A 21,545-nucleotide genomic window follows, 5' to 3' on the forward strand; every position below is an offset into this window, starting at 1 on the left:
CGGACAGGACATCGCGCCGGTACGACCGGGTCAGGGGCAGGAGCGGGGAAAGGTCTCCAGGGCGGCGGCGAGACCGGCGGCGTCGGTGCCGACCTTGCGGTACACGGAGGACAGGAGCTGCCGCACCCCCTGCTCGGTGAGGTGCAGCTCCTTGGCGACCACCGCGACCGGATGCCCCTGGGCGGCCAGCTCGGCAGCCCGGCGCTCCTGGGCGGTGAGCGTGTCGGTCTGCGCGTACCGCAAGGGCAGCGGTCGCAGACCGGCCGCCGACAGTTCCGCCCGGGCCCGGCCGGCCAGCGCCTCCGCCCCGCAGTGGACGGCGGTCTCCAGCCCCCGGTACAGGCGGTCGGCGGCCTCGGGGAGCTTGCCGTTGCGGGCCAGCGCGGCGCCGTGCCCGACCAGCGCGCGGGCCAGCTCGTACCCCGCGGGGGACCCCTCCAGCAGGCAGACCGACTCCGCGTGCAGGTCGAGCGCCGCCGGTCCGCCGGTCACCTCGGCCAGGGTGCGCAGCGCCTGCCCCGTGGCCGACGCGGCGCCGAAGGCCCGCGCCCGCCTGAGCGCCTCCGAGGCCAGGCTCACCGCACGCTCCGGTTCGGCCGGGGCCAGCGCCGACGCCAGGTCCATCTGCCAAGGACACCAGGCGGGGTTGCGCCAGTCCCGGTCGTCCAGCCGCTCCCCGACCTCGGACAGCAGGCGGACCGCATCGGCGTTCCGGTTCTCCGCCAGCAGCAGCTCGGCGTAGACCGTACGGGGATCGGGGTAGATGACCGCGTTCGGCGCGCGCTCGCCGAAGCCGTGGTCGTCGGCGACCCGGCGAGCCTTTGCGACCCGGCCACGGGCCAGCAGGGTCTGGATCAGGACGCCGACCGCGAACCACTGCGCCGGAACCGCCCCTTCCACCCGGTCGGCCACCCGCAGGCCCTCCAGGACCTGGTCCTCCGCCTCCGCCAGACAGCCGCGGTGGTAGCGGATGTAGCCGAGGAGGGTCTGGCCCAGGGCCAGGTGGGAGCCGCGCCAGCCCTTGTCCGTGCACTCGGCGATGCCCTTGCCGAACAGCTCCTCGGCCCGCCGGGGCTGGTCGCAGTACATGAACAGCAGGGCGACCGAGGCGGGGACCTCGAAGCCACGGTGCTCGTCGGTCCAGCTCAGCCCGCCGCGCAGCGCCTTCTCGGCGTGTTCCAGGACGGTCTGCCGCGGCTCGCCGCGCACCATGGCGTCCCAGGCGCGCAGCCCCAGGATGTAGCGCTCCTCCAGGGTGCGTCCGGACAGCCGTCCGGCCAGCCGCGCCAGCTTCCGCGAGCGTCCCCGGGAGTCCGGCTCGTCGCTGCGGAAGGCGCTCCACACGAAGTGATCGGCCTGCATGCGCAGCCGCGTCCGCGCATCGGTGGCCTGCTGGGCCTCCTCCGCGGCCACGCTCGCCGCCTCCGCCATGCGGTCCGTGTGCGCGAGCGCCTGCGTCAGCCGGTAGACGATGGAGGCCCGCAGACCGGGATCGACGTCCGGCTCCGCCAGCGCCTCCCGCAGATGACTGACGGTGGCCGCGGGCTCGACGAGGAAGGTCGAGCACGCCAGTTCGTGGAGCAGCGCCGCCCGGTCCTCAGGCAGCGGCGGCTCCTGCAGGGCCCGGGTCAGCATCCGCCGGGCGGCTTCGGGCGCCCCGGCCCGCAGATATTCACGGCCGGCCTCCCGCAGGCACTCGACCGCCTCGATGTTGGCCTCGCACGGGACCTCCAGCAGGTGCCGTGCGGCGGCCGTGGGCCCGAGCCCCGCCGCGCGGACGGCCACCGCGGCGGAGTTGTGCAGACCGACCCGCAGAGCCGGCGGGATGGCCTGGTAGATCGCCGCGGCGATCAGCGGATGCGCGAACTCCACGTTCCCGCCCGCGGTCCGGCTGTCGGTCAGGATCCCGGCGGCGCGCAGCTTCGCGGTCTCCTGCGCGGCCTGCTCCACCCCGACCACGGCGATCGTGGCGGCCAGGTCAGGGGAGATGGAGGTGCCCAGCACGGCGGCGGCCGAGGCGAAACGGACGGTGGTGGTGCCGAGCCGGCGCAGCCGGTCCAGCAGCCCGGGACCCTTGATCGCGGAGGCGAGGTCGCGCATGACCGGCAGGTCGTCCCGGGCGCCCCGCACCTGCCGTTCGGCGAGCCGGATCGCCAGCTCCACCGCCTCGAACGGGCGCCCCTCGGTGACCGCCCAGCACTCCGCGCAGAACTCCTCCTCGGCCCCGTCGCCCACGTGTTCCCTGACGATCTGGGCCACTCCCGCGGCGGAGAGCGGCTCCAGGGCGTGCGGACGGTTCTCGTGATGATCGACCAGGGAGCGGAACGCGGTGGCGTCGGGCGGCAGGTCCCCCGGGCGGTAGGCGACGACGATCAGCAGCGGAAGGCTCTCGATGCGCGGCGCGAAGGACGCCAGCCAGCCCAGGGACTCGGCGTCGGCCCAGTGCGCGTCGTCCAGGAGCAGCACGACAGGTGCCTGCTCCACGGCGAGGCGGGTCATCACCCAGTCCAGGCCGTCCCGCACTCCCGCCGGGTCGGTCACCCGGACGCCGCCGGACGCCTCCAGGCCGAGGGCGGTGGCGACGGTGTCGTACCAACTGCCCAGGAACGCCCGCCGGGCCGGCTCGGGCATGGCCGCCAGCGGGGGCTGCACGAGTTGCCGGACGACGTGGAAGGCCATTTCCTGCTCGGTCTCGCCGCCCCGGCCCGAGAGCACCGTGAAGCCTTGGGCGGCGGACCGCGCGCGCAACTGCGTCATGAGGGTCGTCTTGCCCAGCCCGGCCGCGCCCGTGAACGCGAGCAGCCGGCCATGGCGCGGGGCGCCGTCCGCGGAGGCGGCGAGGTCGGCCAACGCGGTGTCCAGCGCGTGGAGTTCCCGTTGGCGTTCGAGCAAGGGTCGGTGTTCGGTGTGCGACTGCCACGGCTCATGTGCCATGTGCCTACCGCTTCCTGTCCTTCGGCCGTCCGGGGGGAAAGCCAGAGCGTACGCCCGGGCGGGGTCCGGACGGCCGAATGGGGCATGGAAGGGGTAAGGAAGGGTGAATCGCCCCTCTCGAAGGATTGACGCGTCCCCGAGGTGGGTAACGCGGCTGGAATGGCCGGCTACCGGGCAGGCGCCCGTGCGGAGTCGGCGTAGCGCGGCACGGCGCGCGACCAGTGGTAACACCCGCGGATCCAGCCGGTCATCCCGTCGAGGTAGCCGAGGGCGGCAGTGCTGAGTTGCGGTTCGAGTTCCGCGCGGATCCGCTCGAACTCCCGGATGGTGCTGTTGATCCGCCGGATGGCCGGCAGCACGGCCTCCGCGAGGGAGCAGCCGTACGCCCTCTGGTAGCCGAGGGCCAGATTGATCAGTCCGCCGGCCCGCTGCTCCTTCACCGCCGAGTACAGGTCGGGTATCCACACGGCGGCGTCCACGGAGAGGCGGGTCAGCCGCCGCATGAGCGGGTGGTGCAGTTCGCCCGGCGCCATCTCCTCGGCCTCCGCCGCCTCGCAGAGCGGATAGAACGGCTCCACTCCCGCCGTCAGCGACCGTATGGACGTGCACAGCCCGAGGTGCGGCGGCGCGGCCCCGTTCTGGGCCACCGCCTCGTACATGAGGCCGTGCACGTACTCCCGGCTGTAGCCCGCCCAGCGGGCCGCCTGGGCGGGGGTGCAGCGTCGGCGGACCTGGCCGTACAGGTCGGCCAGGGCCGCCCCGAGGGCCGTCGTCGGCGGGCGGCCGTCGCGGAGGATCGCGACGCTCTCGCACAGCATGGGCAGCAGCCGGTCGGGCCCGTCCAGGCCCACCTCCTCCGCCCGGTCGTCGAAGACGAACTGGTAGGCGATCTGCCGGGCGACGAGGTGCAGGATGTCCGCGTCGACGTCCGGGGTGATGTACGAGGCGAGCTGGGCCGGACGGGTACGGACGATCATGCCCGCCACGCCCGGTTCGGCGGTCAGCCCGCAGCTGTCCAGCCACGCGTCGGTGCCCGCCGCCGCCTCGGCCTCGTGGGGACTGCTCCGGAAGGGGAAGGGCATGTAGAGGCGGGCGTCGATCAGATCGTTCAGCGTGGCCGCCGGATCGGCCGCCCGGTCGGCGGCCGAAACCCCCTGGCGCGGTACCGCGCGTTCCCCCTGTGTCGTCGACACCACTGTCACCTGACCTTCGGCTCGATGAGGTCCTGCGGACGGTCCGAACGCGGCTCACAGGTCATCACCAGCGACCGCGGGCCAAGGGTCACCGCGGGGCGCGGCGGTGCCACCGGTCCGGGCAGGTGGCGCAGTCGCAGCCGTCCGGCCACGGTCGCCAGGACAACGGTGACCTCGGCCACGGCGAAAGCGTCACCGATGCACTTGCGGTTGCCCGCGGCGAACGGGAGCATCGCGCCCTGCGGCCCTCCGGCCGCCGTGCCCGGCAGCCAGCGGTCCGGCCAGAACCGCTCGGGGTCGGGGAACGACGCGGGATCGTGGTGCAGCAGGTAGGGGCTGTAGAGGACGGTGGCCCCGCGGGGCATCCGGCAGCCGCCCAGCTCGGTCGCCTCGGTGGTGACGCGGGTGAAGAGCCAGCCGGGCGGGGAATGCCGCAGCGTCTCGGTGACCGCGTTGCCGGTGTGCACCAGACGGGGCAGGTCGGCGGCGGTGGGCGCGCGCCCACCGAGCACCGTGTCGACCTCCGCGTGCACGCGGCGCTCCGCCTGCGGATGCCGGCCCAGCAGGCTGAAGAGGGAGGCCAGGCACAGGGCGGTGGTCTCCACACCGGTGAGCAGGAGGGTGATCAGGTGGTCGTGGACCTCCTGTCCCGTGATCGGCGGTCCCCCCGCGCCCCGTTCGGCCGCCAGCAGGGTGCCGAGCAGGTCGTCGCGCGGAGCCTGTCGGCGCCGTCGCGCGACGGCCGCGTCGATGAGGCCGTGCAGGCGTGCGAGGGCGTGTCGGTAGCGGCGGTTGGCGGGCAGGGGTATGCGGAAGGGGGCGTCCAGCGGCACCACCGTGCGCACGAACAGCCCGCGCACCACCGTGGCCAGACAGCGCCGCAGCTCGGCGGCCGTCGCCTCGTCGAGGGTGTCGGAGAGCAGCATGCGGCTGGTGACGCGGGTCGTCAGCGTCATCATCGCCGCGCTGACGTCGACGCGCTGGCCGGGCCGCAGCGAGTCGCACAGTGCCACGGCCTGAGCGCCCATCAGCTCGGTGTACGCGGCGACGTTCGAGGCGTGGAAGCGCGGTTGCAGCATGCGGCGCTGTCTGCGGTGCGTCTCGTGACGGCTGGTGACCAGGCCGTCGCCCATGAGCGTCCGGAGCCGGTCGTACTGGGGGCCGCCCTTGTCGAACGTACGGGTGTCCACGAGCATCCTGTGGACCAGCTCCGGATGGCACACCACCCAGGCGGGCAGCGGGCCGAGCCGGATCCGGACCACGTCCCCGCGCCGGGGCAGAGAGTTCAGAAAAGCCAGCGGACGGCGGAACAAGGCGATACCGTGGCTCAAGTAAGGGAATATGCCCGGCGCAGTACCCACGGTCCAGGACCGGTCGGACCGGTCTGTCGCGGGCAGGGCACCGGTTGACGCACCGCTCATCGAATACCACCTGCCTCAGTCGGCACACACAACTCGGGCGGTCTTTCAGGGCTTGGCGTTCGAACCATGTCCTGCCCAGTCCAACGCGTGACCGGCTCCCCATGCGTCTTGCAAAGGGGGCGCACGGAAGCGCGTGGGAGCGTGGGACGAACCGCGTGCGTGACGAACCGAGGCAGCTGGCCGATTTCCGGCGCCGGAGCAGCTGGCCGATTTCCGGCGCCGGACCTCTGAGGCGTCCGCCGCACCTCTCAAGGGGCCCGCCGGACCTCTTCCGGCGTCATGCTTCTTCCGGTCTCGGACTTCTCCCGGCCCGAGGCCTCTCCCGCTCTCGGGCCCATTCCGGTGTCGTCGGGTCCTTTCCGGTCAGCCCTGCGGGCCGCCGCCCTGTTCGGCGCGCTCGGCGTCCCGCTTCTTCAGCCGGGCCGCCTCCTTGCGGACCTCCGCCTGGGTGGCCCGCTCCTTCTCCAGCCACTCGGGCCCCTCCTGCTTCAGGGCCTCGATCTGCTCCGTGGTGAGCGCCTCGGTGACCCCGCCGCGCGCGAGACCCGCGATGGAGACACCCAGCTTGGCCGCGACCACCGGGCGGGGGTGCGGGCCGTCGCGCCGCAGGTCCCGCAGCCACTCGGGCGGATCGGCCTGGAGCTGGTCGAGCTCGGCACGCGAGACGACGCCCTCCTGGAACTCGGTGGGCGTGGCGGGCAGGTACACACCCAGCTTCTTCGCCGCGGTCGCGGGCTTCATCGTCTGGGTGGTCTGGTGCGACTTCATGGTGTCCAGACTATCGACCGGCGCGAGGGGATCCGACCACACGCGGGACGCCGCCCGCCGGACCTCGGCCGCACCAGCCTCCAGCCGCGACCCCGCCCCCACATCGGGCCTCCAGCCGCACCCCGCCCCGCCCCGCCCGCACCCGCCCCACCCGCACCGGGCCTCCGCCCGTACCCCGCCCAGCCCGCATCGGGCGTCGGACCGCACCCGCCCCCGCACCGGGTCTCCGCAACCGCACCGTGTCCCCGGGTCGCCAAGCCCCCGGCCCGCACCGGCCGGAGGCACACGCCGGGGGCCGGGCGGGTAACCTGGCCGGGTGACAGGCTCGGAAGCATCCCCCACGTTCCGGCTCGCGTACGTCCCCGGGGTGACGCCCGCCAAGTGGGTGCGGATCTGGAACGAGCGCCTGCCCGACGTCCCCCTCGACCTCCTCCAGGTCCCGGCCGCCGACGCGCCGGCGGCGCTGCGCGAGGGCGCCGCGGACGCGGGCGTCGTACGGCTGCCCGTGGACCGTACGTTCTTCAGCGCGATCCCCCTCTACACCGAGACCACGGTGGTCGTCGTCCCCAAGGACCACCTGGTGACGGCGGCGGACGAGGTGTCCGTCGCCGACCTGGCCGACGAGGTGCTCTTCCACCCGCTGGACGACGTCCTCGGCTGGGAGCGGCCTCCGGGCGAGCCCGCGTTCGAACGCCCGGCCACCACGGAGGACGCCGTCGAACTGGTGGCGGCGGGCGTGGGCCTGCTGGTCGTGCCCCAGTCGCTGGCCCGGCTGTACCACCGCAGGGACCTGACCTACCGGCCCGTCGTCGACGCCCCGCAGTCGGGAGTCGCGCTGGTGTGGCCCGAGGAGGCGACCACCGACCTGGTCGACGACTTCATCGGGATCGTGCGCGGCCGGACCGTCAACAGCACCCGGGGCCGGAATCCCGCGGCGGGCCGGACCACGGGCCCGGAGAAGGCGGTCGGCAGGACCGCGGGCAGAGCGGGCGGCAAGCCCTCGGGCAGGACGGCCGCGGGCACCGGCAGGGCCGCCGCGCACAAGGGCGGCTCCCGCGGGGCGCCTCGCGGCGGCAGGGGCTCGGGCGCGCAGGGCTCGGGCTCGGGTAAGGGCACCAAGCGGGGCAGGCCGCGCCGCGGATCGTAGAACGGGCCGCCGAGGGAGGGCGGACCCTTCCGCCCGGCCACGCGGGGGATCACTTCCCCGTCGTACGGCCGATCGACTCCACCAGCGGCAGCAGCCGGTGCGGGACGCGTTCGCGCAGCGCGATCTCGGTGCGGGTGCGGACCACGCCCGGCAGACTGATCAGTTTCTGGATCACGTCCTCCAGGTGGGCGTTGTCCCGCGCCACCACCCGGGTGAGCAGGTCGCCGCCTCCCGTGATGGAGAACGCCTCGACGATCTCCGGCACCCCCGCCAGCGCGTCCCCGACGTCGTCCAGGTGCCCCTGGGTCACCTCGATGTGCACGAACGCCAGCACCGGATGGCCGAGAGCGGCGGGGGACAGGGAAGGCTCCGTTCCGGTGATCACACCGTCCCGTTCCAGGCGGTCCAGCCGTGCCTGGAGCGTGCCGCGCGCGACGCCGAGGACGCGGGCGTACTCACGCACGCTGGTGCGCGGCTGTTCGAGGAGCAGCCGCAGGATGCGGGTGTCGAGTTCGTCCACGGCCATGACGGCACCGGCCTCCTAGCAGCGGGTCGATCCACTCCGACTGTACCAATGGCCCAGCTCAGCGTGATGGGAGTGGGCCAGCAGATCTCGTCCATTGGCTCGCTGCCGGGCCCTTCTTCGCCCGTCGTGTTGAGCCAATGGCCCAGTTGATCGGTGCTGACTTGAGCCAGAGGACCTTCGGGTGTTGTGATGGACGTGTCGATGGCGCTGCGGATCACCGCGGCGCCTTTTTCATGCCGGTGTTCGACGTCTGCCGAGGGGGCGGTCAACAGTGCTGAAGAGGGTGTTCATGGCTCCGGACCCCGGACGGGCGCGACTGCGGTTCGCCTCCCGGGCCGTTGTCGGGATCGCTCTGGCGGCCGTCGTGTGCGGTCTGGCCGGCCACTCGCTGCCCGGCGCCGTCACCGGCGGGCTCGCCGCGCTGCTCGCCCTGTTCACCGTCTTGGACCCCACGATCCGCGGGCAGGCGCTCACCACGGCGCTGCTGCCCGTCGTCGGCATCCCCGTCCTCGTCGCCGCCGCCGCGCTGCACGCCCACCCGGTGGCCCGGGACCTCACCTTCCTCGCCCTGGTCGGCGCGGGAGTGTACGCGCGCCGCTGGGGACCGCGCGGCCACAGCCTGGGCGTCTTCGCCTTCATGACCTTCTTCGTGGCCCAGTTCCTGCACGCCACCCCCGGGCAGCTGCCCGAGCTGTCCGCGGCGGTCGTCCTGTCCGTGCTCAGCGCGGCGGCGGTGCGCTTCGGGCTGTGGTGCTACGAACGCCGGCAGCCCCCGGCCGCCGTCCCCGCCCCGCCGGCCGGCACCGGACTGGCCCGGGTGACCACCCGGCAGGCCGTCCAGGCGACCGCCGGCGCGGGTTTCGCGCTCGTCCTGGGCCAGTTGGTGTCCGGGCAGCGCTGGTACTGGGCGGTCGGCGCGACCTGGTGGGTGTTCGTGAACACCGCCTCGCGCGGCGAGACCCTGGTCCGCGGTTTCCGCCGGGTCCTCGGCACCGTGCTCGGCCTCGGCCTCGGGGCCCTGCTCGTCGCGCCGCTGCACGGATCCGCCCTGCCCACGGCCGTCCTCGTCGCCGTCGGCGTCTTCGGGATCTTCTACACGGCCGCCGTGTCCTACACCTGGATGATGCTCTGGGTCACCCTGCTCGCCGTCTCGCTCTACGGTCTCCTCGGCGTCCTCAGCCCCGCGCTGCTCGCGCTGCGGCTCGGGGAGACGGCCGTCGGCGCGCTCGGTGCCTGGCTGGCCGTGCTGTTCGTGCTGCCGGTCACGACCCACGCCGTCACCGGTGACTGGATCCAGCGCGCCCTGCGCTGCGTCCACGCCTGCACCGGCGAGGCCGCCGCCCGGCTGGCGGGAGACGCGGACGCCGACCCGGCGCCCCGCGTGGCCGAGCTGGAACACCTGCTCGGCCGGGTACGCCTCTCCGTGGCGCCGCTCGTCCACCCGCTGAACCCGATGCCGGCCCGCAAGCGGCGCGCCCGCCAGGTGCTCGTCCTGCTGGACGCCTGCGCCCGCGAGGTCCGCGGCCTGGTCACCGTCGCCGCGGACCCCGAGGCTTCCCACGACGCGCGCCTGGCCGCCGCCTGCTGGCGCGTGGAGGCCGCCGTCGAGGCGCTCACCGACGGCGGCGGCGAACCCCTCGCCGCGTCGGACACCCCCCGGCCCGCCGCGGAGGCGCAGGCGCTCGTCCACCTGCACGGCCTGGAGCGGGCGCTGGCGGACCTGGCCGCACCCCTGCGGGCCCCCACGGGCTCGCCCCTGGCCGGCGCCTGACGTGCTTCCCGCACCGGCGAGACACCCCTCGACCTTGGTCTAGACCGATCTTGATCGACTGCTACCGTCACCCCGAACGGGACGACGGAGAGGAGAATGCGGTGGCAGACGAGGGCGGCGGGCGGCAGCGGGCGTTCATCGGGTCCTTCACGGCGGCGGGCGGCCCCGGCGTGGTCACCGCGGCCGTGGCCGAAGGCGGCGCGCTGACCGTGCTGAGCAGCGTGGACGGCGTGCTGGACCCGTCCTACCTCGCCCTGTCCGCCGACGGCGGCACGCTCTACGCGGTCAGCGAGACCGCCGAGGGCGCGGTGGCCGCGTACCGGGTGAAGGGCGAGACGGTCGAACTCACCGGTCCGCCCGTCCGCGTCGAGGGCAGCGGCCCCACTCACCTCAGTCTGGTCGACGGGCACGTCCTCACGGCCAACTACGGCTCGGGCAGCGTCAGCGCCGTCCCCGTGCGCGCGGACGGACGCCTCGGTCAGAGCGTGTCCGACGTGCTGCGTCACACCGGTTCCGGACCGCACGAACGTCGGCAGCGCGCCCCGCACGCCCACCAGGTGCAGCCCGACCCGAGCGGCCGCTGGGCCGTCAGCGTCGACCTCGGCACGGACTCGGTGCGGGTGTGCACGCTGACGGACGGCAGCCTCGGCGTGCACCGCGAGATCGCGCTCCGCCCCGGCTCCGGCCCCCGCCACCTGGCCTTCCACCCGGACGGCCGACACGCGTACGTCCTCAACGAACTCACGCCCACCGTCACCGCCTGCCGCTGGGAGCCGGAGACCGGCTCGCTCAGGCCGCTCGCCGAGACGCAGGTCCTGCGGGCCGCCCCGGCGGGTGACGCCTACCCGTCGGGCATCGTCGTCGCGCCGGACGGCCGCTTCGTGTGGACCGCGACGCGCGGCGAGGACGTGCTCTCGGTCTTCGCCGCCGAGGCCGACGGGGAGCGGCTGGAACTGCGGGCGACCGTCCCGTGCGGTGGCCACTGGCCCCGCGCGCTCACCCTGTCCGGTGGATTCCTCTACGTCGCCAACGAGCGTTCCGGTGACGTCACCTGGTTCGCCGTGCACCCGGAGACGGGGCTCCCGGAACGGGCCGGCGCGGTAAAGGTGGCCGCCGCCTCCTGTGTCGTCTTCGGCTGAACACTCCGCGTCTCGATCGAGAACCCCGAGCGGCCATGCGATCGACCGTCCGGCCGATCGACCGAGCGCCTGATCTTGAACGCGATCCGACCGATCGGCCGGAGGGCCGGTCGGCCGCGTGGCGACATGGCGAAGGGCCCGCCCCGAGCGGAGCGGACCCTTCCCGGCAGTCCTGCGGATGCCGGAGCCGCGTCACCGTACCGGCGTGCCCTGCGCCTGCTGCGGGGAGATGCCCAGGGCCGTCGTGTACTTGGCCAGGGCCAGCTTGCCGATCGCCGGGTAGGCGCCGAGCGCCTCGGCGGCGGGGCAGTCCGCCTCCTTGGCGGCGGCCTCGACCAGCTCGGCGTCGATCTCCGGGCCGATCAGGTAGGGCGCCAGCGCCAGCTGCTGGGAACCGGAGGAACGCAGCTGCTCGGCGACGCCGGCGACCGAGCCCTCCTGGTCGAGCGCGGCGGCCATCACCGGCACCGCGAGGCGGGCGGCGAGCAGCATGCCGGTGATCCCCGCCGCCTGCACGGCCTCCTCGCCGCCGACCGACGCGAGGATGATGCCGTCCGCGGCCGTCGCCACGGTGAACAGCCGGGCGCGGTCGGCGCGGGCCAGCCCCGCCTCCGACAGCCGCACGTGCAGTGCCTCGGCGAGCAGCGGGTGCGGGCCGAGCACATCGGTCAGCTCCGCGGCGACCCGGCTCTCCATGACGGCCTCGCGGAGCCGGCGCAGCAGCGCGTTGTCCGGACCGGCCAGCAGCGGTACGACGACCGCGACCGGGCCCTCGGGCTCCTTGACCTCGCCACCGGCGGCGAGCGCCTGCTCGTAGCGGGCCGTCCGCTGGTCGGCCGCGCGCGCGAGCACGGACTGCAGGGTCGGGAACTCCGCCTCGTCCCCGTCGAGGTACCCGATCAGGGCCTCCAGGCCGGGAAGCTCGGAGCGGGCGATGCTCACGGCCTCCTCGGCGAGGGCGCGCGATGCGGCACCGGGCGTGCCAGGCACCGCGAGGACGAGCGCGGGCGCGCCCTCGGGAGCCGCCAGCGGTTCGGGTCGGCGGTGCCGTCCGGGCTGGCGGGGGCGCGGCATTCGTACAGGCAGGCCGGACGCGGGCCCAGTGGGGGAGCTCATGGCGCCGCATGTTACTGGCTTTCGGGGTTCCCCCGTTCGGGGAGGGGGCGGGTGAGCGGTTTCCGTCCGGTTTTGTCGCGTGAGTTACGCACCGATCGGAAATGATCGGTGCGGGCAATCGGATCGGATGCGACAACTCGCCCCGGACATGTGGTTGCTTGCCTGGCAAGAGGCCGACATGTTCGGTAGATGGGCAATTGGTCCCCTTGTCCCGGGCGGTGTGCCCGACGAGGGCCCGCAGCCCCGGCCCACCGGAGTCCACGGCGGGGGGAGCCGGTCGACAGCGCCGGGGGAGGTGGGTGCGCGGGGTTCCTCCCTGGCTGTGCGGCGTGCGGACATGTGCCAGTAGAGTGACGCGCCGTGGCACCACGACCGTTGCATGAACTCGTCGAAGCGGGCTGGGCGAAGGCCCTCGAACCCGCGGCCGAACGCATCACCGCCATGGGGAACTTCCTCAGGGCCGAGATAGCGGCCGGCCGGACCTACCTCCCGTCCGGGGCCAACGTGCTGCGGGCGTTCCAGCAGCCGTTCGACGACGTGCGCGTCCTGATCGTCGGCCAGGACCCCTACCCCACCCCGGGCATGGCCATCGGGCTGAGCTTCGCGGTCTCGCCCGAGGTGCGATCCCTTCCGGGCAGCTTGGAGAACATCTTCCGGGAACTCCATGCGGACCTGGGGCTGCCCCGGCCGTCCAACGGCGATCTGACGCCGTGGGCCCGGCAGGGGGTACTGCTGCTCAACAGGGCGCTGACGACGGCGCCCCGCAAGCCCGCGGCACACCGGGGCAAGGGCTGGGAAGAGGTCACGGAGCAGGCGATCCGGGCGCTGGCGGCCCGCGGCAAGCCGCTGGTGTCGATCCTGTGGGGGCGTGACGCGCGCAATCTGCGCCCGCTGCTCGGCGATCTCCCGGCGATCGAGTCCGCCCACCCCTCGCCGATGTCGGCGGACCGGGGCTTCTTCGGCTCCCGCCCGTTCAGCCGGGCCAACGACCTGCTCGTACGGCAGGGCGCGCAGCCGGTCGACTGGCAGCTTCCCTGATCCGGCCGCCCGCAGCCGGCGGCCGACCCGCGGTGGCCGACCGCCGGCAGTCGTGCCCCAGCGGCGGCCTTCCAGTCGGGCCTGGGCAGCCGGCCCGTCCGGCCGCGGGTCACGGCACCGCGGCCGTCGGGGCCGGGCGTCGTGTGCGTACGACACCGGTCGCGTAGGCGACGGCGACCGCCTGCGCGCGGCTGTTCAGGTTCAGCTTGCCCATCATCCGGTTCAGACGTGTCTTCAAGATGTGTCTTCACCGTGGCGACGGTCACCGTCGGCCGGTCGCCGATCTCCGGGTTGGACAGCCCCTGGCCGGCCAGGCTGAGCACGTCGCGCTCCCGGTTGGTCAGCGGGGCCGGCGTGTCGGAGTCGGCCAGGGCGGGCGAGGGCCGGCGCGGGTAGGTGTCGATGAGCCGACGGGTGACCGTGGGTGCGAAGAGCATGCCGCCGTCCGCGACGGTGCGGATGGCGGTGAACAGCCGTTTTGGCGGTGTCTCCTTTGAGCAGGAAGCCGCTCGCGCCGACCCGGAGAGCGGCGTGCACCGGCTCGTCGAGGTCGAACGCGGTGAGCATGATCACCCGCTGTCTGGGCTCGTCGCAGGGGGCCAGGATCCGTTCGGCCGCGGCGACCCCGTCCAGGCCGGGCAGTCGGATGTCCATGAGGATCACCTCCGGCCGGTGCCCGGTGGCCGGCTCGACCGCCTCCTCCCCGCTCGCCGCCTCCCCGCAGACGTCGAAGTCAGGTGCGGCCCGCAGGAGGGCCGGCAGGCCGCTGAGGACGAGTACTTGGTCGCCTACGACGAGCACACGTGTCATCCCTGTGATTCGCCCGCAGTAGGTTCGGTCCACGGGCTCGCCTGCGGCCCCGCGTCCGGGTGGTCCTCCCGGGCCGGGCGGTAGGGGACGGGCAGTGTGAACGCCACCTCGAATCCCGCCGCCGGTCCGGGCCCGGCGCGGAAACTGCCGCCATAGAGCCTCACGCGTTCATACATGCCGATCAACCCGTGCCCGGTCCCCGCCGGGCCGGGGCCGATTCCAGCCTCGCCACGGCCGGTTCCCGGCGCCCGCCGACCGGTTCGCGCGGACCGCCCGGCCAGGGCTTTCCGCTGCCCGGCGGCGCTTTCGGCACCGCTTCCGTTTCTGGTGGCGGTGCCGGTGCCCGCTCCGGTCGGCGTGCGGGAGCCGTTCGCCCGGGGACCCCCGTCGTCGGACACCGTGACGGCCAGCCCATGGGTGTCGTACGCCAGCGTTATCCGGACGCGGGCCTGCGAGCCCGCGTGTTTGAGCGTGTTGGTCAGGGCCTCCTGGACGATGCGGTAGGCACACAGGTCCGCGCCCGATGCCAACGGCCGGGGTTCCCCCGTGAAGGCGGTCTCGACGACCAGCCCGGCGCCGGTCATCCGGGCCGCCAGTTCGTCCAGCCGGGCGAGACCGGCATCGGGTCCGGTGGACGGACCTGACACGGCGTCGGTGCCGTCGGGGCTCACACGCAGCACCTGGAGCAGGCCGCGCATCTCCTCCAGCGTCTCGCGCGCGGTGTCCTCGATGGTGCGCAGCGCAGAGCGGGCCTTGGCGGCGTCGGTGTCGAAGACGTACCTGGCCAGACCGCTCTGCACCGAGACGACCGACAGATGGTGGGCGACCACGTCGTGCAGTTCGCGGGCGATGCGCAGGCGTTCCTCTGTCACGGCGTGCCGGGCGCGGGCCCCCTCCTCGGCGCGCAGGCGCGCGGTGAGCCGGTCCAGTTCGGTGTTCTGCCTCTCCAGGCGGCGCAGGCTGGTACCGAAGCCCCAGGCGAGCAGCAGGACCACGAGGGTCTGGCCCACGGCCACCAGCGCCGACATCGCGTGGGAGGCCAGTGCGTTGTACAGCCACGCGGCCGTGACCGGAACGGCCGCCCGCGCGGTCTCCCCGACCGGTCGCGCGGCGGCGATCGTGAAGAACGCGAGCATCGGCGACCACACGTTGACGGACGGCTGGTAGCCGAGTGCCGTGTACAGGGCGAGGCCGGCACAGGTGGCGCACAGCACCGGCCAGGGAGCCACCCGGCGCACCACGAGCGGCAGGTGGATGAGGCAGGTCAGGACGACGGCGCGGGTGTCGAAGGCGGGCCAGCCGGGCGGCCGGTACCCGGCGGCGAAGCCCAGCGTGACCCCCAGGAGCGCGGCCGCGATCAGCGTGTCGAGGCCCAACCGTTGACGTGGCGTCACCCGCAAGCGCATGACGGCAGGGTAGCCAGCGCGCCCCCGCTCCACGGCCGGGTCGGGAAGCGCAGCCCTCTCGTCCGGAAGGTCGCCGCCGTGGAGCCGCCACCCACGGCGGCTCCCACCGTGCCGGGGACGGGCCGCCCCTCCCGCCCGCGTCAGTCGATCACCGCCGCGCGGACACAGAGCACGTCCGGCAGGTGCGAGGCCAGTTGCCGCCAGCTGTCACCGTCGTCCGCGGAGGCGTACACCTCGCCGTTGCGGTTGCCGAAGTAGACGCCCGCCGGGTCCGCGTCGTCGGTGCACAGGGCGTCGCGCAGCACGGTGCCGTAGTGGTCCTCCTGTGGCAGGCCCGCCGACAGCGGCTCCCAGCTCCGGCCGGCGTCGGTGGTCCGGAACACCCGGCAGCGGTGCCCGGCCGGGACCCGGTCCGCGTCGGCGTTGATCGGGAAGACGTACGCCGTGTCGCCGCGGCGCGGGTGGGTGGCCGCCGCGAAGCCGAAGGTCGAGGGCAGGCCCTCGCCGATGTCCGTCCAGTGCGCGCCCCTGTCGTCGCTGCGGTAGACACCCCAGTGGTTCTGCAGGTAGAGCCGGTCGGGGTCGGCCGGGTCCTGGGCGACCTTGTGGACGCACTGCCCGAACTCGGGGTCCGGATCGGGCAGGAACACGGCGGACACCCCGGAGTTGGACGGTGCCCAGCTCGCGCCGCCGTCGTCCGTGCGGAACACCCCGGCGGTGGACACGGCGACCGTGACGGCCTTCGGGTCGCGCCGGTCCGTGACCACGGTGTGCAGCCCCTCACCGCCGCCGCCCGGAACCCACCGGGAGCGCGTGGGGTGCTCCCACAGCGGGCGGACCAGCTCGAAGCTCTCCCCGCGGTCCTCGGAGCGGTAGAGCGCGGCCGGTTCCGTGCCCGCGTACACCACGTCCGGTTCCGCCGCGGCCGGGTGCAGCTGCCAGACCCGCTCCAGCGACGCGCCGGTGTCCTTGGGGAACTTCACCGCCGGCCGGGCCGGTTCGGTCCAGCTGCGGCCCAGGTCGTCGGAGTGGAACACGGACGGCCCCCAGTGCGCGCTGTCACCGCCGGCCAGCAGCCGCGGGACGGTGCCCCTGGTGTCGATGGCGACCGAATACACGGCCTGCGCGTTGAACTGTGGGCTGTCGTCGAACTCCCAGGCCCCACCTCGCCGCCGCCCGATGAACAGGCCCTTGCGGGTGCCTACGGCGAGCAGTACCTCGGACATGCCGATCACCTCCGCGACCATTGCGTCCAAGACGCCTTCGTCCTGGACACCGGCCAGTCTGCACCCCACCACTGACAGCCACCTCCGCCGCGGCGTCACCGCAGGTCACAGCGGCCTGGTCGGACATGAGGGGGCCGTCGCCAGCCCGGGCGAGGGGCCGCCGCGCGCCACCGCCCACCAGGCGCCCGCCGGCCGCCCACCTGGCGCCCGCGACGGGCCTTCCGCCAGGCGCCCGCGCCGGACCGGCCACCAGGCGCCCGCGCCGGACCGCCTATCAGGTACCCGCGGCGCCCCCGGCTCAGCCGAACCCCGGCAGCGCCCGCCCCAGGATCGCGTCGAGGTCCGCGGCGCCGGGCAGGGTGCCGAAGGCGTGCCCCCAGTCCCCGCCCAGCCGGGTCGAGCAGAACGCGTCGGCGACCGCCGAAGGGGCGTGCCGGACCAGGAGGGACGCCTGCAGGGTCAGCGCCATCAGCTCGACCAGGCGGCGCGCGCCCACCGGGGAGGCTTCGCCCAGGCCCTGCCGCAGCCGGGTCACGGCCGCGTCCAGCCGGGGATCGCCGCCGTGCGCGAGGGCGAGCTCGGCGAACAGCGCCTCGGCGGCCCCCGGCTCGCGTCCCAGTGCCCGCAGCACGTCCAGGGCGTTGACGTTCCCCGACCCCTCCCAGATCGACAGCAGCGGGGCCTCGCGGTAGTGCCGGGGCATGCCGGACTCCTCCACGTAGCCGTTGCCTCCCAGGCACTCCAGCGCCTCCGCGGTGAAGGCCGGGCCACGCTTGGTGACCCAGTACTTGCCGACGGCGGTGGCCACCCGCCGGAACGCGGCCTCCCGCGATGCCTGCCCGCCCTCCCGTGCCGCCCGGTCGGCCGCACCCGCCAGCCGCAGGGTGAGCGTCGTCGCGGCCTCCGACTCCAGCGCCAGGTCGGCCAGCACGTTGCGCATGAGCGGCTGGTCGGCCAGCAGCGCTCCGAAGGCCGTGCGGTGCCGTGCGTGGTGACCGGCCTCCACCAGGGTCTTGCGCATGAGGGCCGCCGACATCATCACGCAGTCCAGCCGTGTGCAGTTGACCATCTCGATGATCGTCTTGACACCCCGCCCCTCGGGGCCGACCAGCCAGGCCACCGCGCCGTCGAACTCCGGTTCGCACGAGGCGTTGGACCGGTTGCCCAGCTTGTCCTTGAGGCGCTGGATGCGGAAGGCGTTGCGGCTGCCGTCGGGCAGGACGCGCGGCACCAGGAAGCAGGACAGTCCGCCCGGCGCCTGCGCCAGTACCAGGAAGACGTCGCACATGGGCGCCGAGGTGAACCACTTGTGCCCGCGCAGCGTGTACACGCCGGGTTCCGCGGTCGGCGCGGCCGTCGTCGTGTTCGTCCGTACGTCCGAGCCGCCCTGCTTCTCGGTCATGCCCATCCCCGCCAGCAGCCCCGCTTTGCCGGCCGGCGCCCGCGGCCCCGGCTCGTAGACGCGGCTGGTCAGCAGCGGTTCGTAGAGGGCGGCCAGCTCGGGCTGGGCGCGCAGGGCGGGTACGGCCGCGTACGTCATCGACGTCGGACAGCCGTGCCCCGCGTCGGTGTGCCCCCACACCAGGCCGCCCGCCGTACGGGCCACGTGGGCCCCCGGCCGGTCGTCCGCCCAGGGCGCGCCCGCCAGGCCCTCGGCGACGGCGGTCCGCATCAGGTGGTGCCAGGCGGGGTGGAAGTCGACCTCGTCGACCCGGTTGCCGTAGCGGTCGTGGGTGCGCAGCTCCGGCTCGTGGCGGTCGGCGAGATCGGCCCACTCCTGCGCCTGCGTGCTCCCGGCCCGCGCCCCGAGCCGCCGCACGCCTTCCTCGGCCCAGCCGGCGCCCTCGCGGCGCAGCCCCTCCAGCAGCGCCGCGTCCTCCGACGCGTCATAGGGGCTCAGGGGAGGAGGCTGGTTGGTCACGTCGTGGGTGGTGGACGGGCGGGGCGGCGCGGAGCGTGCCGCCGTGCCGTCCGGGGGCGCGTCTCCCGCCCGCCGCGCGTCTCCCGCGCCCGGTGCGTGTGCCAGTGTCGAGGCCATACCGTCAGTGTTGCACTATTGCCACAGTCGCAGCAATGATGCAACAAGAGGAATCCGTACAGTACCTGACCATGAACGACTCCCGGGAGCCCGCCGCGCTCGACCTGCGCCCGCTGTCGGCGCGGTCCGTCGTCCTGAGCCTGCTGCTGGGCACCCACCCGCCCGAGCTGCCGGTGAAGGACCTCCTGCGGGCCGTCGAACCCTTCGGCGTCGGCGGGTCGGCCCTGCGGGCGGCGCTGAGCCGGATGGTGGCCGCCGGCGACCTGTGGCGCACGGACGGCGTGCACGGCCTCAGCGACCGGCTGCTGGAGCGCCAGCGGCGCCAGGACGACGCCGTGCACCCGCGGACCCGGACCTGGGACGGCGAGTGGGAGATGGCCGTCGTGACGGCGACCGGACGCGGACCCGCCGAACGCGCCGGACTCCGCGCCCGGCTGACCGCCCTCCGGCTCGCCGAACTGCGGGAGGGCGTCTGGCTGCGGCCCGCCAACCTGCGCCGCGCCCGGCCCGCAGGCGAGGGCGGAGTGGTCCATTTCGCCGCCCGGCCGGACGAGGACGCCCGCGACCTGGCCGCGGAACTGTGGCCGCTCGACGCCTGGGCGGCCACCGGACGGGCGCTGCTCACCCACCTGGCGCGCACCGACCGCCCGTCCGGCCGCTTCACCGCCCTCGCGGCCGTCGTACGCCATCTGCTCGACGACCCGGTCCTGCCCGCCGCGCTGCTCCCCGCCGACTGGCCGGGTCCCGAGCTGCGCGCCGCCTACACGGCCCGGCAGCGAGAGCTGACCGAGGAGGTGCTGGGCCGGACCGGGGGTCGGACCCGGCCCCGCACCGCCCCCGGCCCGGGTCAGCCGTAGGTGACGTCGGACGCCGAGTAGCGGCAGTACGTGCCGTCCGGGCCGCTGCCGGTCTCCTTCGGCTCCTTGCCGGTGTTGTTGCCCTGGTAGCGCACGCACGGCTTGACCTTCTTCGAGCTGTCGCCGTGGACGCGGATCCCGCTCAGGGTCGCCGTGTCACCGTAGTTCTCGTCGATGCCGACGATCGCCTTCCCCGGCGCGGTGACGTCGACGTCGCTCACGGAGATGGTGCGCTTGTACTGCGTCTTGCAGTTGCCGCACGAGCGCACCAGCTTCCCGAAGTCCGCGACCCGGAACTGGCTGACCGTCAGCTTTCCCGCGCCGTTGAACTGGAAGATCTTGTCCGACGCCTTCTTCGCGCCGCCCCCGATCACGTGGTACGCGGCCGACGACGACGTGCCCTTGAAGCTGGCCGCGTCCTCGCCGACGTCCTCCCACCACACGTTCTGCAGCGTGCAACTGCCCGGACAGTGGCCGCCGTCGGCGGCGGGGGAGCCGATGACGACGTTCTTGAGGACCGCGCCGTCCTTCAGTTCGAAGATCGGCCCCTGGTCCTCGGACTGGCCGTCCGTGCCGAGGTCGCCGCTTCCGTAGAACCGCTGGAGTTCGCCGTCGTAGGTGCCGGACACCGGGATCGTCTCGGTGACCGGCACGCTCTTCGTCGGTGTGGGCCAGGCGGAGGCCGCCACGGCGGTGCCCGACAGGCCCGTCAGGTAGGTGGTGCAGGTCAGGCCGAGAGCGGCCAGTGCGCTGGTCGCCGCGCGCCGCCGGGCGCGCGGACGTGATGCGGAAGTCATGTCCCGAGTCCTCCGGTCAGAGTTTTCCGGTGCCCGCGCCCGCCGTCACCGAGGCGACGACGCCGGAGGCGGGTTCGGCCGTGTAGTCGTAGGGCGGGTCGGTGAAGGTGCCCACCTGCGAGACCTCGGTGGCGGCGCCCCCCAGGTCGTTGCCGCGCAGGTCGGCGTAGCCGTCCTTCTTGCTGTCCCGGCTGGTGGTGACGGCGACCTGGGTGTCGCGGAAGACGTTGTTCTCGACGAGCATCTGGGCACCCATGCGCGAGTGCACGGCGGTCTCGGCGCCCACGACGTAGTTGTCGTAGAAGTGCCCGGTGCCGAACCGCAGACTGGGGATACGCGAGTTGACGTTGTCGAACCAGTTGTGGTGGTACGTCACCCGCAGGTGCCCGGTGTCCTCGCTCGCGTTGCTGTCGCTGTGCCCGACGAGCGAGCCCTTGTAGTGGTCCTTGAAGGTGTTCCAGGACACGGTCACGTAGTCCGAGGCGTGCGTGATGTCGACGAGGCCGTCGTAGTAGTCCTTGCCGTGCTCGCGGTCGGACGACAGGGAGTTGTGGTCGATCCACACCTTGGCCGAGGCCTGGACGGTGATCGCGTCGGTCTTCACCGCCTTGCTGATGGCGAGGTTGCGGATCACGACGTTGCTGACCTTCTTCAGGCGCAGCCCGCCGCCGGTGAACCCGGAGGACGCACCCACGCCGAGCACGGTGGTGTTGGAGCCGACGTCCACCTGGCCGCTGAGCGAGATCACGCCGCTGACCTTGACGACCTTGGCCGCGTCGCCCGCGACGGCCGACTTGAAGGCGCCGAGGGAGGAGACCGTGACCGCGGAGGTGCCGCCGCCGCCGGTGGTTCCGGCGCCGAACCCGACCGGCGTGGTCTCGGCGGCCCCGGCCGACTGCGGCAGCGCGAGCGCGCCGACCGCCGCGGCGACGGCCACCGCGGCCGCCAGTAAGGACTTCGGTGCGCGGGGACGCGGACGTGGGGGGAGAGTGCGCATGCGGATGTGTCCCTTCGGGGGAGTACGTGAGCGAGACGGGTCATGTACATAGACGACGAACGTCATCTGGTACGCGCAGCGCGGGCAGAGCGACCGTGTGAGCCGAAAACGGCCGCGAATGGAACCTGGCGGGTCACAGTGCTGAACGGAACGTAGAGTGCAAGCGCTTTCTGGTCAACGCTTCCGGCGGAAGGATCACGGGAATCGTGGGAGCGCTTCCATTCAGTGTTCGGCGCCGGGGGAGGAGAGGGCCGGGGACCGGTGGTCCGGCGGTTGCTCCAGCCGGCCCCGGAGCCCCGGACGCCACCAGGGCGGCGGATCCACGGCGGATCCCGGTGGCGCGGGCGCGAACCCTGGCGTT

At 73.8% G+C, this 21,545-nt stretch carries 16 protein-coding genes and 1 pseudogene; 5 read left to right on the plus strand and 12 right to left on the minus strand.

The window, feature by feature from the left end; translation table 11 throughout:
• Positions 1-30: 30 nt before the first annotated feature.
• The 4 genes from AB0G56_RS18705 to AB0G56_RS18720 form a co-directional block, all read right to left on the minus strand.
• Positions 31-2,934, minus strand: a complete 2,904-nt coding sequence (locus AB0G56_RS18705) for an AAA family ATPase (RefSeq protein WP_360970421.1) — start codon at positions 2,932-2,934, stop codon at positions 31-33.
• A 167-nt stretch (positions 2,935-3,101) separates the two neighbouring features.
• Complete coding sequence (locus AB0G56_RS18710; protein ID WP_360970423.1) at positions 3,102-4,127, minus strand: sesquiterpene cyclase; 1,026 nt, start codon at positions 4,125-4,127, stop codon at positions 3,102-3,104.
• 5 nt (positions 4,128-4,132) lie between these two features.
• Positions 4,133-5,458 carry a cytochrome P450 gene (locus tag AB0G56_RS18715; RefSeq protein WP_360970425.1) on the minus strand — a complete coding sequence of 442 codons (1,326 nt, stop codon included), beginning with the start codon at positions 5,456-5,458 and terminating at the stop codon, positions 4,133-4,135.
• Between the two features lie 453 nt (positions 5,459-5,911).
• Positions 5,912-6,316 (minus strand): DUF5997 family protein, encoded by a 405-nt coding sequence (locus AB0G56_RS18720; protein ID WP_360970427.1) that lies wholly within the window; start codon positions 6,314-6,316, stop codon positions 5,912-5,914.
• 316 nt (positions 6,317-6,632) lie between these two features.
• Between AB0G56_RS18720 and AB0G56_RS18725 the strand changes: the two genes are divergently transcribed.
• Positions 6,633-7,463 (plus strand): LysR family substrate-binding domain-containing protein, encoded by an 831-nt coding sequence (locus AB0G56_RS18725; protein ID WP_360970429.1) that lies wholly within the window; start codon positions 6,633-6,635, stop codon positions 7,461-7,463.
• A 49-nt stretch (positions 7,464-7,512) separates the two neighbouring features.
• Here AB0G56_RS18725 and AB0G56_RS18730 read toward each other — a convergent pair whose 3' ends face one another.
• Complete coding sequence (locus AB0G56_RS18730) at positions 7,513-7,989, minus strand: Lrp/AsnC family transcriptional regulator (RefSeq protein WP_360970431.1); 477 nt, start codon at positions 7,987-7,989, stop codon at positions 7,513-7,515.
• 271 nt (positions 7,990-8,260) lie between these two features.
• On the opposite strand from AB0G56_RS18730, the gene AB0G56_RS18735 reads away from it, so the two are divergent.
• Positions 8,261-9,760: an FUSC family protein gene (locus AB0G56_RS18735; protein WP_360970432.1), complete on the plus strand. Its 1,500-nt coding sequence runs from the start codon at positions 8,261-8,263 to the stop codon at positions 9,758-9,760.
• A 101-nt stretch (positions 9,761-9,861) separates the two neighbouring features.
• Positions 9,862-10,899 carry a lactonase family protein gene (locus AB0G56_RS18740; protein ID WP_360970434.1) on the plus strand — a complete coding sequence of 346 codons (1,038 nt, stop codon included), beginning with the start codon at positions 9,862-9,864 and terminating at the stop codon, positions 10,897-10,899.
• A 192-nt stretch (positions 10,900-11,091) separates the two neighbouring features.
• Here AB0G56_RS18740 and AB0G56_RS18745 read toward each other — a convergent pair whose 3' ends face one another.
• Positions 11,092-12,015, minus strand: a complete 924-nt coding sequence (locus tag AB0G56_RS18745) for a hypothetical protein (RefSeq protein ID WP_360970436.1) — start codon at positions 12,013-12,015, stop codon at positions 11,092-11,094.
• 360 nt (positions 12,016-12,375) lie between these two features.
• Between AB0G56_RS18745 and AB0G56_RS18750 the strand changes: the two genes are divergently transcribed.
• Positions 12,376-13,053, plus strand: a complete 678-nt coding sequence (locus AB0G56_RS18750; RefSeq protein ID WP_360970438.1) for a uracil-DNA glycosylase — start codon at positions 12,376-12,378, stop codon at positions 13,051-13,053.
• Positions 13,054-13,162: 109 nt separating this feature from the next.
• Here the strand turns inward: AB0G56_RS18750 and AB0G56_RS18755 are convergent.
• From AB0G56_RS18755 to AB0G56_RS18770, 4 genes and pseudogenes are all read right to left on the minus strand, one after another.
• Positions 13,163-13,863, minus strand: a pseudogene (locus AB0G56_RS18755) (response regulator transcription factor).
• Positions 13,860-15,269, minus strand: a complete 1,410-nt coding sequence (locus tag AB0G56_RS18760; RefSeq protein WP_360970440.1) for a sensor histidine kinase — start codon at positions 15,267-15,269, stop codon at positions 13,860-13,862. Before AB0G56_RS18760 ends, AB0G56_RS18755 begins: the two are co-directional and overlap by 4 nt.
• 140 nt (positions 15,270-15,409) lie before the next feature.
• Positions 15,410-16,567, minus strand: a complete 1,158-nt coding sequence (locus tag AB0G56_RS18765; RefSeq protein ID WP_360970441.1) for an exo-alpha-sialidase — start codon at positions 16,565-16,567, stop codon at positions 15,410-15,412.
• 226 nt (positions 16,568-16,793) lie between these two features.
• Positions 16,794-18,533 carry an acyl-CoA dehydrogenase family protein gene (locus AB0G56_RS18770; protein ID WP_360970443.1) on the minus strand — a complete coding sequence of 580 codons (1,740 nt, stop codon included), beginning with the start codon at positions 18,531-18,533 and terminating at the stop codon, positions 16,794-16,796.
• A 71-nt stretch (positions 18,534-18,604) separates the two neighbouring features.
• Here AB0G56_RS18770 and AB0G56_RS18775 point away from each other — a divergent pair, with 71 nt between their 5' ends.
• On the plus strand, positions 18,605-19,390 hold the full coding sequence (locus tag AB0G56_RS18775; RefSeq protein ID WP_360970445.1) for a PaaX family transcriptional regulator C-terminal domain-containing protein: 786 nt from the start codon (positions 18,605-18,607) through the stop codon (positions 19,388-19,390).
• Here the strand turns inward: AB0G56_RS18775 and AB0G56_RS18780 are convergent.
• Positions 19,381-20,187 (minus strand): pectate lyase, encoded by an 807-nt coding sequence (locus tag AB0G56_RS18780; RefSeq protein ID WP_360970446.1) that lies wholly within the window; start codon positions 20,185-20,187, stop codon positions 19,381-19,383. The genes AB0G56_RS18775 and AB0G56_RS18780 overlap by 10 nt on opposite strands.
• A gap of 16 nt (positions 20,188-20,203) precedes the next feature.
• The gene (locus AB0G56_RS18785) at positions 20,204-21,184 is read right to left on the minus strand and encodes a polysaccharide lyase family 1 protein (RefSeq protein ID WP_360970448.1); all 981 of its coding nucleotides are present in this window, start codon (positions 21,182-21,184) and stop codon (positions 20,204-20,206) included.
• Between the last annotated feature and the right edge of the window lie 361 nt (positions 21,185-21,545).

It is taken from the genome of Streptomyces sp. NPDC021356, from assembly GCF_040641015.1.
GTDB lineage: Bacteria > Actinomycetota > Actinomycetes > Streptomycetales > Streptomycetaceae > Streptomyces.

Coding starts and splice junctions, on each gene's coding strand:
- AB0G56_RS18705 (WP_360970421.1), bottom strand. CDS start 2,934: ATGGCACATGAGCCGTGGCAGTCGCACACCGAACACCGACCCTTGCTC.
- AB0G56_RS18720 (WP_360970427.1), bottom strand. CDS start 6,316: ATGAAGTCGCACCAGACCACCCAGACGATGAAGCCCGCGACCGCGGCG.
- AB0G56_RS18730 (WP_360970431.1), bottom strand. CDS start 7,989: ATGGCCGTGGACGAACTCGACACCCGCATCCTGCGGCTGCTCCTCGAA.
- AB0G56_RS18745 (WP_360970436.1), bottom strand. CDS start 12,015: ATGAGCTCCCCCACTGGGCCCGCGTCCGGCCTGCCTGTACGAATGCCG.
- AB0G56_RS18760 (WP_360970440.1), bottom strand. CDS start 15,269: ATGCGCTTGCGGGTGACGCCACGTCAACGGTTGGGCCTCGACACGCTG.
- AB0G56_RS18770 (WP_360970443.1), bottom strand. CDS start 18,533: ATGGCCTCGACACTGGCACACGCACCGGGCGCGGGAGACGCGCGGCGG.
- AB0G56_RS18775 (WP_360970445.1), top strand. CDS start 18,605: ATGAACGACTCCCGGGAGCCCGCCGCGCTCGACCTGCGCCCGCTGTCG.
- AB0G56_RS18780 (WP_360970446.1), bottom strand. CDS start 20,187: ATGACTTCCGCATCACGTCCGCGCGCCCGGCGGCGCGCGGCGACCAGC.
- AB0G56_RS18785 (WP_360970448.1), bottom strand. CDS start 21,184: ATGCGCACTCTCCCCCCACGTCCGCGTCCCCGCGCACCGAAGTCCTTA.